General features: G+C 41.5%; 12 protein-coding genes. All 12 read left to right on the plus strand.

The window, feature by feature from the left end; all coding sequences use genetic code 11:
- Positions 1-74: 74 nt before the first annotated feature.
- The 12 genes from CYP84_RS04440 (at position 75) to cmoA (ending at position 12,271) form a co-directional block, all read left to right on the plus strand.
- Complete coding sequence (locus CYP84_RS04440; RefSeq protein ID WP_103636814.1) at positions 75-2,021, plus strand: TonB-dependent receptor domain-containing protein; 1,947 nt, start codon at positions 75-77, stop codon at positions 2,019-2,021.
- 1 nt (position 2,022) lies between these two features.
- Positions 2,023-3,114, plus strand: coding sequence for a PepSY-associated TM helix domain-containing protein (locus tag CYP84_RS04445; RefSeq protein ID WP_103636805.1), 1,092 nt, complete (start codon positions 2,023-2,025; stop codon positions 3,112-3,114).
- 64 nt (positions 3,115-3,178) lie between these two features.
- Positions 3,179-3,643, plus strand: a complete 465-nt coding sequence (locus tag CYP84_RS04450; protein WP_021087786.1) for an RNA pyrophosphohydrolase — start codon at positions 3,179-3,181, stop codon at positions 3,641-3,643.
- Positions 3,643-4,842: an aspartate kinase gene (locus CYP84_RS04455; protein WP_103636806.1), complete on the plus strand. Its 1,200-nt coding sequence runs from the start codon at positions 3,643-3,645 to the stop codon at positions 4,840-4,842. Before CYP84_RS04450 ends, CYP84_RS04455 begins: the two co-directional genes overlap by 1 nt.
- Complete coding sequence (locus tag CYP84_RS04460) at positions 4,842-5,381, plus strand: HobA family DNA replication regulator (protein WP_009294158.1); 540 nt, start codon at positions 4,842-4,844, stop codon at positions 5,379-5,381. Before CYP84_RS04455 ends, CYP84_RS04460 begins: the two co-directional genes overlap by 1 nt.
- Positions 5,382-6,002, plus strand: coding sequence for a DNA polymerase III subunit delta' (locus CYP84_RS04465; protein ID WP_103636807.1), 621 nt, complete (start codon positions 5,382-5,384; stop codon positions 6,000-6,002). It begins immediately after the preceding gene.
- Positions 5,999-7,138: a dihydropteroate synthase gene (gene folP, locus CYP84_RS04470; protein WP_103636808.1), complete on the plus strand. Its 1,140-nt coding sequence runs from the start codon at positions 5,999-6,001 to the stop codon at positions 7,136-7,138. The genes CYP84_RS04465 and folP overlap by 4 nt, the downstream gene beginning before the upstream one ends.
- A 24-nt stretch (positions 7,139-7,162) precedes the next feature.
- On the plus strand, positions 7,163-8,023 hold the full coding sequence (locus CYP84_RS04475) for an NADAR family protein (RefSeq protein WP_103636809.1): 861 nt from the start codon (positions 7,163-7,165) through the stop codon (positions 8,021-8,023).
- A gap of 41 nt (positions 8,024-8,064) precedes the next feature.
- Positions 8,065-10,008, plus strand: coding sequence for an NAD-dependent DNA ligase LigA (gene ligA / locus CYP84_RS04480; RefSeq protein ID WP_103636810.1), 1,944 nt, complete (start codon positions 8,065-8,067; stop codon positions 10,006-10,008).
- The gene (gene tlyA / locus CYP84_RS04485) at positions 9,998-10,711 is read left to right on the plus strand and encodes a 23S rRNA (cytidine-2'-O)-methyltransferase TlyA (RefSeq protein WP_103636811.1); all 714 of its coding nucleotides are present in this window, start codon (positions 9,998-10,000) and stop codon (positions 10,709-10,711) included. Before ligA ends, tlyA begins: the two co-directional genes overlap by 11 nt.
- Positions 10,677-11,570 carry a bifunctional riboflavin kinase/FAD synthetase gene (locus CYP84_RS04490; protein ID WP_103636812.1) on the plus strand — a complete coding sequence of 298 codons (894 nt, stop codon included), beginning with the start codon at positions 10,677-10,679 and terminating at the stop codon, positions 11,568-11,570. The genes tlyA and CYP84_RS04490 overlap by 35 nt, the downstream gene beginning before the upstream one ends.
- Positions 11,567-12,271: a carboxy-S-adenosyl-L-methionine synthase CmoA gene (cmoA, locus tag CYP84_RS04495; RefSeq protein WP_103636813.1), complete on the plus strand. Its 705-nt coding sequence runs from the start codon at positions 11,567-11,569 to the stop codon at positions 12,269-12,271. The genes CYP84_RS04490 and cmoA overlap by 4 nt, the downstream gene beginning before the upstream one ends.
- Positions 12,272-12,374 lie beyond the last annotated feature (103 nt).

Here is a 12,374-nt window from a genome sequence, read left to right on the forward strand (position 1 = left end):
GCGTTATGTCTGATATTGATAACGATTATTTAATTTTAGTAAAATATGATTTAAATTTTAATAAGGAGTTTTTTGTGAGAAGTCTATTAAAAATTTCTATTTGTGCGGCAGTTTTTATAAATTTACCGCTTTTTGCAAATGAAGATAAAGTTCTACCAGAGGTTAAAGTAGTGAGTGCAACTGGCTTTGAGCAAAATATAAAAGACGCCCCAGCAACGCTTAGTGTCATCACTCAAGATGCGCTAGAAAAGAGAAATCATAAGGATGTTGAGAGCATGGTAAAAGACGTGCCAAGCCTTTTTGGAACGACTCCCGAAGCGGCAAATAGACGAGGAATTTCTATACGCGGATTCTCTCCAAGATTTACTAAAATTTTAGTAAATGGCATGCCAGTGCCAGGAGATAACGCTTATAAGGGGCTAAGAAGTGTTGGAGGCTCATATAGCTTCATCCCACCAGCAAGTGCAATAAGCCGTATCGAAGTGATACGCGGTCCTATGAGCTCGCTTTATGGCAGTGACGCACTGGGCGGTGTGATAAATATCATAACAGATGAGTTTAGTAACGACTTTCATGCAAATCTTGGCTCAAGCTATAAATTTGCTAGAAATAAAAATATAAGCGGCGAGTTTTATAACAGCCTCTATCTACACTCTGGGCTAATAGACGATCTTTTAAGCATCTCAGTTTATGGCAAAAATTTAAACAAGTCAGAGGATAAAATCTCATACGCAAACAGAGAGCAAAAAGATAGAAATTTTGGCACGAAGCTCTTTTTTAGACCAAATGAAAATAACGACATCACGCTTGAGCTTGCAAGAAGTGATGTGAAATATAAAAGAACTAAAGGCAAAACGCTATCAACTGGTACTAACTCGGTTGCTATCGAGAGAATAAAGGGCGATGTGATAAATTTAAGCCACGAAGCAAGGCTTGATAATATCTTGCTTCAAAGCTACCTCTCTTACGGCAAGATAAAAGAGATAGCACAACAAAATTTGAAGCTAAAAACACTAAATTTCGACACAAAAGGTTCATATTTTACTGATAACAACGCCTTTACTTTAGGACTAAACGCCAAAAAAGAAAAGCTTGATGAAAAGGCTACCACAGCAGACGCTGCAAATGTAAAAAGATATGACATTTCGCTTTACGGCGAGGATGACTATCACCTTACAAAAGACTTTATTTTAAGCACTGGCATTCGCTATAACTACGACGAGAACTACGGCTCACATGTTTCACCAAGAATTTATGGTATCTATAACTTAAATGACTTTTTTGCCCTAAAAGGCGGAGTTAGCACAGGATACGCGACGCCTGACATCAAACAACGCACACAAGATCTTGCATTGCCATTTGCTGGAGGACGTGGAGCACAACTTGGTAGAAGCAGCCTTAAGCCAGAGACAAGCGTGAGCTATGAATTTGGTGGCGTTTATAATAATAATGAAGGCTTTGAAACGTCTTTAACTGGCTTTTACACAAGTTTTAAAGATATGTTAAGCTATAGCCCTATCTGCTCAAGAGGCAGCGTTTGCAGACATAAAGGTAAAATTTATCCAAATGGTATTTGGGAGAGTGTAAATATCGGCAAAGCAGAAATTTACGGAGTTGAACTAACAAATGAGTGGCAGGTAACAAACGCTCTTAGGCTAAATCAAAGCTACGTCTATACAAGATCAAAGCAAAAAGATGGAGCGGAGATCGGCAAAAGCTTAAACAACTATCCGCTTCATACATTTAAATTTGGAGCGAACTACGAGCTAAACAGATGGCTAAATTTCTGGTCTCAGATAAATTATTATGGTAGGACTAAAAATTCATTTAGCTATGCTGATGACATCAGACCTTATGTGATCGCTGATCTTGGTATAAACTACAACGTAACAAAGAATTTCAGTCTAAATTTGAGCGTTTATAACCTCTTTAATGAGTACTTTACGACAAGATCTGGCAGATACGATATCTTGATAGCTGACGGACAAAAGATCGAACTTGGCTTTAATCTAAAGTTTTAAAATGATAAAAATTTTGAAAAAATTTCATCTTATCTTGGCTTTTATCTTTGCCTTGCCGCTTCTTGTGCTTAGCATTAGTGGAGCGATCATCTCGTATCACGATGAGATAATCGATATCTTTAGCAAAGATGAGGTCGTGGCTGGCAAAAAGCCTTTAGAGATAGATGAAATTTTAAAAATTTTTAGCAAAAGTGAGCCAAATTTTAATCTTAGCTACCTAAAGATAAAATCAGAGGCAAACAAGGCTTACGTCATAAGCGGAACTAACGAAAATGGCGAGTTTGAGTCGTTTTTCATAGATCCTTATACTGGAGAAATTTCTGGCAAAAATAGCGCAGAGAAATTTATAGGGCTGGTTTTAAATTTGCATAAAAACTTAGCCCTTTCGCTTTTTAAAAATGAAAATTTGAGCAAATTTGCAAGCGAGCTAGTAGCACTCTCTACGCTTGCGCTGCTTTTTACCTTGATAAGTGGGGCGGTGATATATTTTTGGAGGTTTAGAAGCAGGGTGGGGGAGGCATTTAAACTAAATTTAAAAGCAAAGAAATTTGCGTTTTTGTATTCGCTACACGGCTTTTTAGGTATCTATCTTGGCGCCGTTTTAAGCGTGATTTGCATTAGTGGGCTTTACTTTTCTTATGAGAGCTTTGCTAAAGTTATAAATCAAATTTATGGCGAAGAAAAGGTCTTTAAAAAGCCAAATTTTACAAACAAAAATGGCTTTAGTTTAAGCGATGAGCAAAAGGTGGCAAACCTTAAAAAAGCGTATGAAATTTTCATCTCTAAATTTGGAGACGAGTTTGATGCTTTAAATTTTATAGCAAATAGCGGCGGCATCAAATTTATGCTCTTTTACCTGCCAAAGAGAGCTAATGAGAGAGACGGCGTTAGGCTTTTAGTAGATACTAAAAGCGAGCAAATTTCAAAAAATGCCATGCCAAAGTCATTTGAAATTTATAAATTTATGCTTGATCTGCACGCTGGATATATCTTTGGTGAGCTTGGTAAATTTATATTTTGCCTAGCATCGTGCGGTGTGGTTTTGCTACTTTTTAGTGGAGGTGTGATTTATTACAAACGGCGCAAAAACTAACTTCATTTATCTATCTCTTAACTCTTTTTCGTTATCATCTCAAATAAATTTTTTTGGAAAAAACATGCAAAAAAAATATAGACCAAATGTAGCAGCTGTCATTTTGTCTAGCTCTTACCCTTTTAAATGCGAAATTTTAGTCGCAAAAAGGGTTGATATGGACGATATCTGGCAGTTTCCTCAAGGTGGCATAGATGAAGGCGAAAGTCCAAAACAAGCGCTAAAAAGGGAGCTTAAAGAGGAGATCGGAACTGATAAATTTGACTTCTTAGAAGAGTATCCTGATTGGCTTAGCTACGACTTTCCAGCAAATGCATCAAAGAGATTTTATCCATTTGATGGGCAGACGCAAAAGTACTTTTTAGTTAGGCTTAAAAATGGTGCGAGCATAAATTTAAAGACTGAGCATCCAGAGTTTAGCGAGTATAAATTTGTAGATATCAACAAGGCTTTAGAGGGGATAAACCACTTCAAAAAGCCTATTTATGACAAAGTTTTGAGTTATTTTAAAGAGAAAGGATATTTTTGATGTTAATCGTTCAAAAATTTGGCGGAACTAGCGTAGGCACGCTTGAGCGCATTGAAGCTGTGGCAAACAGGGTCATAGAAACTAAAAACAGCGGTGCTGACGTGGTTGTGGTAGTTTCTGCGATGAGTGGAGTTACAAATCAATTAGTTGAATATAGTGAGTATTTCTCAAAGCACCCAGACGGCGTTGCTACTGATATGCTTTTAAGCTCTGGAGAGAAAGTAACCACCGCGCTTTTGACGATTGCACTTAATGCAAAAGGCTATGCGTGCGTAGGACTAACTGGCGCAATGGCTGGGATAATGACTGATGATGTGCATACAAAAGCTAGGATAGAAAAGATAGACACCACTAGGCTAAAAGCTGAGCTAAAAGCTGGCAGGATCGTCGTCGTAGCAGGCTTTCAAGGCATAGACGACAAAGGTGATATCACAACTCTTGGCAGAGGTGGAAGCGACCTTAGCGCGGTTGCCCTTGCTGGTGCGCTTGAAGCTGATCTGTGTGAAATTTTTACCGACGTTGATGGCGTTTATACGACTGATCCAAGGATAGAAAAAAAGGCAAAAAAGCTAGAAAAGATAAGCTATGACGAGATGCTTGAGCTCGCCTCTGCTGGGGCGAAAGTGCTTCAAAATCGCTCAGTCGAGCTAGCAAAAAAACTAAATGTCAAACTAATCACAAGAAGCAGTTTTAACCACAACGAAGGTACATTAATAGCAAAGGAAGATAATATGGAAGCGGTTTTAGTAAGCGGTATAGCACTAGATAAAAATCAAGCAAGAGTAACTTTAAGAGGCGTAGTCGATAAGCCTGGCATCGCAGCTGAAATTTTTACAGCTCTAGCTCATCAAAATATAAATGTAGATATGATCATCCAAAACGTAGGACACGACGGCACGACAAATTTAGGCTTTACAGTGCCACAAAACGAGCTTGACCTAGCAAAAGAGACTATGCAAAAGCTCTCAGCTGCAAAACATGTCGAGTATGACGATGCGATCGTGAAAGTCTCGGTTATCGGCGTGGGCATGAAGAGCCATAGCGGCGTAGCATGTCTAGCATTTGAGACGCTTGCAAAAGAGGGGATAAATATCCAAATGATCTCAACAAGCGAGATAAAAATTTCAATGATCGTCGATCAAAAATATGGCGAGCTCGCAGTTCGCGTGCTTCACGATGCGTATAAGTTAGATAAATAATGCAAGATTTTATCCAATGGACGCTTGAGACTATAAGAAGCGAAAGATATATGAGCTGGATGGAGGAGAAGCGCGTCGAATGGACGCCTTTGCTCGCATCTAGGCTTAAATTTTTGCTTGATAGCAAGGCTTTTATAGTCATCTGCGACGATGAGCGAGAGTGGTTTGAAAACTATCTTTTAAGAAATATCAACCGCACAAAAAGCGAGCGTCCGTTTTTGCCATTTTTTAGCCTAAGATCGCTCTATCCAGCCTTTGACAGCATCGAGACAAACGAGCAAAAACAGCTTTTAAAAGATATGCTAAGCCTTGCCTTTCCAAATGGCTACATATTTTTTTACATCGGCAAGAGTATAGACAAGCGCGCAAATTTAGCCAAGACTGACGAAAACAGCTATATGTGGCTCTTTGACGAGCAGGCGCAAAACAGCTTCACGCTAAGCTCGAGCGATGAAAACTTAGACATCAAACTTCTAAATTTATATAAACTTTTCGACAAGAGCATAGACGCCGTGCTCTTTGCAAAGGTGATGCTCTAAATGCTTAATAAAATCGTCATAACAAGCGATTTTGAAAATTTAAAAGCCAAGCTTGAAGCCGAGTTTGGCGTAAATAATCTAAGATTTTTTATAAGCGATGATTTTTTGCTTGAAAATGCAAAAGAGATCATCGCCGAAGCCTATATCGCCGAAAAAGATGAAAAAATTTTAGTCATAGAAGCGAAGTCTTTTCGCACCGAGGCTCAAAACGCACTTTTAAAGATCATCGAAGAGCCCCCAAGAAACATCAAATTTATAATAGTAACGCAGAGTAAAAATTTACTTCTACCAACGATAAGATCGAGGATGCTCATAGAAAACAAGCTCACCAAAAAGCCAAAAATGAGTGTGGAGCTAAATTTAAAATCGCTCAGTCTAAAAGAGCTAACAAGCTTTATCGACCAAAAGATAGCAGAGGAGCAGGCGCAAAAATTTGGCAAAAACGAGCTAAAAGAGCTTATCGGAGCCATCGTGACAAAGGCGGTTGATAGTGGGTATAAATTTAGCGGCGATGAGATGGAGTATTTTTTCTCGCTCATCAAGCTTGCCGATCTAAACGCCAAGTCTCATGCCGTTTTAACGCCACTCTTGCTTACTATCTTTGAGAAAGGACGACGTTGAAATTTTATAAGATAAATAACAAAAGCGACTTTGATCAAATTTGCAAGGCCGTCTCGCCAAGTCCGGCTGGCGCAAAGCTCATGCGCGAAAAGAGCGAGATAAATTTTATTTTTATTGAGGAGATAAAAACCCCAGCGGCAAATATCCTAAAACAAGACGCACTAAGTGTCGGCGCCGAGCTGGTGACGCATAATGATACGATTTTAGGTCGCGAGAGCCTAAACAAAGCCTTGCTAATGGCGACAAATGCGCAGCTTAGGCAGTTAGCTAAAAAAGAGAAGCTACAAGACTTTGGGCTTAAAAAGCTTGCCGTCTTTTTAGAGACTAAATTTATAAAGCCAGCAAAGCCTCTTATAATGGGCGTTGCAAATATAAATAGAGATAGTTTTAACGAGCAAAGCCGCATAAATACGCAAAATGGCATAGCAAAAATAGAAGCGATGATCGAAGCAGGTGCTAACTACATCGACCTTGGTGGCGTTAGCTCAAGGCCGGGGAGCGAGTATTGTGGCCGCGAGGAGGAGTTTAGGCGCATAAAAGATATCGTTGAGGAAATTTACAAGCTAAATTTACACGAAAAGGCAAAATTTAGCCTTGATAGCTTTGATCCTTATTGCTTAGAATTTGCGCTAAACCACGGTTTTAAGATGATAAACGACATAACGGCAAATGCTTCTCTTGCCACACTTGCTGCAAGATATGACGCCCAGTTTTGCATGATGCACATGCAAGGCGATCCTGCCACCATGCAGATTGCGCCAAAGTATAACGACTTAATTGGCGAAATTTCAGACTTTTTCGAGCAAAAGATAGCCCTTGCAAGGGAGCTTGGCGCTAAAAAGATAGTGCTTGATGTGGGTATCGGTTTTGGTAAGACGGCTGAGCAAAATTTGCTGCTTATTAAGCATTTGGAGCATTTTTTGAAATTTGGCTGCCCGCTGCTAGTCGGCGCTAGCCGCAAATCAGTCATAAATCACTATTATCCAAGTGAGGTCAAGGAGCGCTTGCCAGGCTCACTTTATCTGCACTTAAAAGCCTTCGAAAACGGCGCGCAGATCATAAGAACGCACGATGTGGCCGAGCATAAGCAGCTTTTTGATATGCACGAGGCGATGAGCCAAGCCACGCTTTGGTAGGGCGCTTGGCTAAAAAGAGGCTAGATGAAAAATTTATTGCCGCCACCTTGGATCAAATTTCCCCAGATTGCTCCCCTTTCTATCGGCTGGAGGATGGGCTGCGGCGAGGATTATAAGTTTAAATTTAAAGAGTGGCTAAAAACGCTAAGCCAAGATGAAAAACGTCAATACGAGCAGCTCTTCGCTGAGCCTGCGACGTGGCGTGGATACTGGGATGAGAGGCTAGGCTTTGATGAAAGCACACTTTTTATCAAGGATGATTTTGTTACCGACCTTTGGGAGCGTGAGCCTAGATATGAGTTAAAATGGCTTAAAAAGCGCTACAACGCTGGCAAGACGGATAAATTTTTACTATTTTGGGGTCATCAAAAAAGCGCAAATTTAAGCGTAAGCTGCCTAAGTCAGTGGTATAGCTCTAGCTTTTGGGAAGATGAAACTAAATACATTTGCGCCGAGCAATATATGATGGCTAAAAAAGCCGAGTGTTTTGGCGATAAAGAGGCTTTGAAACAAATTTTATCCGCCAAAGATCCAGCGCAGATGAAGGCGCTTGGCAGGCAGGTGCGAGGCTTTGATGCTAAGGTCTGGGACGAGGTCAAATTTGGCGTCGTGCTAAATGCGAGCTATCTAAAATTTAGCCAAAATGCCCTTTTGCGTGAATTTTTACTACAAACTGGGAGCAAAGTTTTAGTTGAGGCAAGCCCGGTTGATAAAATTTGGGGCATAGGCTTGGGCGCAAGCGATGAAAATGCGCAAAATCCTATGAAGTGGCGCGGGCAAAATTTACTTGGCTTTGCGCTGATGAGGGCTAGAGACGAGATAGCAAAGGTCTATAAAAATGTCCATTTATGTGACGCGAGAGAGTTAAATTTGGATCATTTATAAAGTATGTTTAAGATAAAATGCGGTGTAAATTTGGAGCAAAAATGACAAAACAAGAGTATGAAAAAGCGGTAGATACGCTAAATGCGTGGGCAAAGGCCTACTACGACGAGGACGAGCCACTTGCAAGCGATGAGGAGTATGACGCGCTATATCACGCGGTTTTAGCCTTCGAGCAGGCAAATCCAAGCGAAATTTCGCTATTTTCGCCGACTAAGCGAGTAGGCGGAGGCGTAAAAGAGGGCTTTAGCAAGGCAAGCCACATAAAGCGCATGTGGAGCATGGAGGATATCTTTAGCCTTGGCGAACTTGATGCGTGGCTAAAGCGTGGTGATAAAGAGAACTTAACCTTTGTTGCCGAGCCAAAATTTGACGGAGCGAGCCTAAATTTACTCTATGAAAATGGCGTTTTAGTTAGGGCGATAACCAGAGGCGACGGCGTTACAGGCGAGGATGTGACGCAAAATGCAAGGACGATAAATTCTGTTTTAAAGAGCATTAACTACAAAGGGCTAATCGAAATCAGGGGCGAAGTCGTCATAAGAAAAGATGACTTTGAGCTTCTAAACGCAGAGCGCGCAAAAGATGGCGAGGCGCCACTTTCAAACCCTAGAAACGCAGCCGCAGGCAGTCTAAGACAGCTTGATAGCGCGGTTACTGCAAAAAGAAAGCTGCTTTTCATACCTTGGGGCGTAGGCGAGCAGAGCCTTGGGCTAAAAGATCACAGCGAGGTGATGAAATTTGTGCGTGATCTTGGCTTTGAGAGGGATGAATTTTTCAAAATTTTAAAAAAAGATGAGCTTGAGGCTGCGTATAACGAGCTCTTGGCAAATCGCGACGCAAAAAGCGTGATGATGGATGGCATGGTGATACGTGTAAATGACCTTGCGCGCTGCGAGCAGCTAGGATATACGGTCAAATTTCCAAAATTTATGGTGGCGTTTAAATTTCCAGCCATTGAAAAGGTGACTAGGCTAAGAGACGTGGCACTTCAAGTTGGCAGAAGTGGCGTGGTGACGCCTGTTGGCGTGCTTGATGAGGTAAATATAGATGGTGCTAATGTAAAATCCGCCACCCTTCATAACTTTGACGAGATCGAGCGCCTTGGTGTTATGAAAAACGACTACATCGGCATCATCCGCTCAGGAGATGTGATACCAAAGATCACAAAGGTTTTTAAAGATAGGCGAGATGGTAGCGAGCAAGCGATAGAGAGGCCTAAATTTTGCCCAGTTTGTGGCTCGCGCCTGCTTGATGAAGGGGTCTTTGTAAAGTGTCAAAATTTAAGCTGCAGGGCAAGAGTGGTGGGCTCAATAATTCACTACGCATCGAAAAAATGCCTAAATATCGACGGACTTGGCGATGCGATCGTAAATTTGCTATTTGACAAGGGGTTGATTGCTTGCATTAAGGACATCTACAGCCTTAAATTTGATGATCTCATGGCGCTTGAGGGCTTTAAAGAGAAAAAGGTAAATAACCTTTTAAATGCGATCGAAGCTAGCAAAGGTGCGGAGCTATCGCGCTTTATCACGGGTCTTGGCTGCGAGCACATCGGCGAAGTGGCAGCTAAAAAGCTTGCAAGTAGTTTTGGGCTGGGCTGGCTTGATGCTAGCTTTGATGAGCTTGTCTCGCTCGAGGGCTTTGGTGCGGAGATGGCAAATAGTTTAACCGACTTTGCCGAGGTTAATAGAGCAGAAATTTTAGCTCTTAGCCAGATCGTGCAGCCAAGCGTGACGCAGACGCAGAGCATCTCAAATGCGCTAAGTGGTAAGACGGTCGTTATAACTGGCACGCTAAGTCGCCCAAGGGACGAGATAAAGGCGGAGCTTGAGAGTTTTGGCGCAAAGGTTTCTGGCTCAGTTTCTAAAAAAACGGACTTCGTCTTAGCTGGCGAAGAAGCTGGCAGCAAGCTAGATAAGGCAAATGGGCTAGGCGTGCTGGTGATCGATGAGAGCGAATATGAGAGGCTAAAACTTGAGGTTTGATAACTACGTCGCAAGCGTTTTAAACATAAGTAGAAACAAGGCGAGCGAGCTCATTAAATCTGGCAAGGTGCTAACAAATGGCGAAATTTGCACCAAGGTTTCAAACGAAGTTAGCGAGGCTAAAATTTCGCTGCTTGAAGAAATTTACGTTGGGCGAGGCGCGCTTAAGCTAAAGAGTTTTTTGGAAGCGATGAAATTTGACCTAGCTGGCAAAAACGCACTTGATATCGGCAGCTCAACTGGTGGCTTTATGCAAATTTTACTTGAGCGTGGCGTAAAGAGCGTGACTGGCGTCGATGTGGGCACTGATCAGCTGGACGCCAGCCTAAGAGGCGATGAGCGAGTGAAAATTTATGAGAAAACTGACGTCAGGGAGTTTGCTAAAACGCATCAAAATAAATTTGATCTAATAACTTGTGACGTGAGCTTTATCTCTTTGGCTGAAATTTTGCCTGCTATTTGTGAGCTTGCAAGTGAGAATTCGCTTATCATCATGCTTTTTAAACCGCAGTTTGAAGTGGGCGTTGGCGTAAAACGCAACAAAAAAGGCGTTGTCACCGACGCTAAGGCTGTAAATTTAGCGATGAAGCGCTTTGAAGTGCTAGCAAGTAGCTTGAAATTTGAACTGATAGCTTGCAAAGAGTGCGAGGTCAAGGGAAAGGAAGGAAATGCCGAATTTTTCTACGCTTTTAACAAAAGATAACATCACAGCCGTTGCGATAGGGCACTTTGACGGCGTGCATAGGGGGCACAAGCAGCTTTTAAAACAGCTTGGCGAGTTTGGCGGACTTGTCGTCATCGACAAAAACAAGGCAAACATAACGCCAAAGCTAAAGCGAGCCGAGTACTCAAACTATCCTTGCTTCTTGTATGATTTTGAGAGTATAAAAGGGCTTAGCGGCGAGGAATTTATCGCACTTTTAAAGCGTGATTTTAAAAATTTAAAAAAGATCGTTGTTGGGTTTGATTTTAGATTTGGCAGAAACAGAGCGTGGGACAAGCACGATCTGAAGAGGATTTTTGATGGCGAGGTGGTCGTCGTTGATGAGGTTTGCTATGACGGTATGGGTGTGCATAGCTCCTCCATCAGAGAGCTGATACGCCAAGGCAACATCGATGAGGCAAACAGGCTAATAGGCAGGGAGTACTCGATCGAGGGCAACGTGATAAAAGGGCAGGGCATCGGCGCAAAAGAGCTGGTTGCTACGCTAAATTTAGATATAAAAAGCTACCTTTTGCCGCGCGAGGGCGTCTATGCGACAAGAACGAGGATGGGCTCATACACCTACGGCTCGGTCACTTTTATAGGCAACAGACTTAGCACGGATGGAAATTTTAGCGTCGAGACGCACATCCTAGACGAGGTGGCGCCAAAGGTGACGAAGCACGTTGCTGTTTGCTTCATAAAACGTTTGCGCGATAATAAAAAATTTAATAATCTTAGCGAGCTAAAAGAGCAGATAAAACGCGATATAAACGAGGCTAGGCAGTGCGTGGGCGTGTGCGATCTCTTTTATGGAGAGACGATGAGATACTTTGACGGATATGGAGCTGGTATATGAGAGATGAAATTTTTAAAGAGCCTATAAGCAAGCAGTTTGAATTTGATGACTTCGTGGCGAGCGTTTTTGATGATATGATCTCGCGCTCGGTGCCATTTTACGATGTGAGCTCAAATTTAAATGCAAAGTTGCTTGCTAAAATTTTGCCAAAAGAGGCAAGCGTGTGCGACCTTGGCTGCTCGACGGCAAATAGCTTGCTTTTACTAAATAACCTTAGAAACGACCTCGTGCTAAGTGGCGTGGATAACTCTGAAGCTATGCTAGCAAATGCCAAAAATAAGGCAAAAGCTTATGGAGCAAAGATAAAATTTTTGCTTGATGATATTTTAAAGTGTGAGCTAGCGGGCTTTGATGCAGTTTTGGCAAACTATACTTTGCAGTTTATCAGACCACCAAAAAGGGCAGATCTAGTGCAAAAAATTTATAACGGACTAAATGAAAATGGAGTCTTTTTGTTTAGTGAAAAGATCATCTTTGAAGATAAAAAACTTACTAAAAGCGTCATAGAAATTTACGAGGACTACAAGCAGGCGCAAGGCTACTCACGCTATGAGATCGCCCAAAAAAGAGAGGCGCTTGAAAATGTGCTGGTGCCATACACTGAAGAAGAAAATAGAAACTTAGCCCTAAATGCTGGCTTTAAGCGTGTCGAGAGCACGTTTAAATGGGGAAATTTTATGAGCTTCATTGCATTTAAGTAAAATTTTCATTTAAAAAGTGGTTATTTTTATAAATTTAAGCTAAATCATATATATATATATAGTTACACATAAAAAATAAGGATATTTTTTATGGAACTAATAC

It is taken from the genome of Campylobacter concisus, from assembly GCF_002912425.1.
Taxonomy (GTDB): domain Bacteria; phylum Campylobacterota; class Campylobacteria; order Campylobacterales; family Campylobacteraceae; genus Campylobacter_A; species Campylobacter_A concisus_AH.

What these genes read in the sequence shown, in the direction of transcription:
- CYP84_RS04490 (WP_103636812.1), top strand. Translation starts at nt 10,677, where the DNA reads ATGCCGAATTTTTCTACGCTTTTAACAAAAGATAACATCACAGCCGTT.
- CYP84_RS04460 (WP_009294158.1), top strand. Translation starts at nt 4,842, where the DNA reads ATGCAAGATTTTATCCAATGGACGCTTGAGACTATAAGAAGCGAAAGA.
- cmoA (WP_103636813.1), top strand. Translation starts at nt 11,567, where the DNA reads ATGAGAGATGAAATTTTTAAAGAGCCTATAAGCAAGCAGTTTGAATTT.
- CYP84_RS04455 (WP_103636806.1), top strand. Translation starts at nt 3,643, where the DNA reads ATGTTAATCGTTCAAAAATTTGGCGGAACTAGCGTAGGCACGCTTGAG.
- CYP84_RS04445 (WP_103636805.1), top strand. Translation starts at nt 2,023, where the DNA reads ATGATAAAAATTTTGAAAAAATTTCATCTTATCTTGGCTTTTATCTTT.
- CYP84_RS04465 (WP_103636807.1), top strand. Translation starts at nt 5,382, where the DNA reads ATGCTTAATAAAATCGTCATAACAAGCGATTTTGAAAATTTAAAAGCC.
- ligA (WP_103636810.1), top strand. Translation starts at nt 8,065, where the DNA reads ATGACAAAACAAGAGTATGAAAAAGCGGTAGATACGCTAAATGCGTGG.
- CYP84_RS04475 (WP_103636809.1), top strand. Translation starts at nt 7,163, where the DNA reads ATGAAAAATTTATTGCCGCCACCTTGGATCAAATTTCCCCAGATTGCT.
- CYP84_RS04450 (WP_021087786.1), top strand. Translation starts at nt 3,179, where the DNA reads ATGCAAAAAAAATATAGACCAAATGTAGCAGCTGTCATTTTGTCTAGC.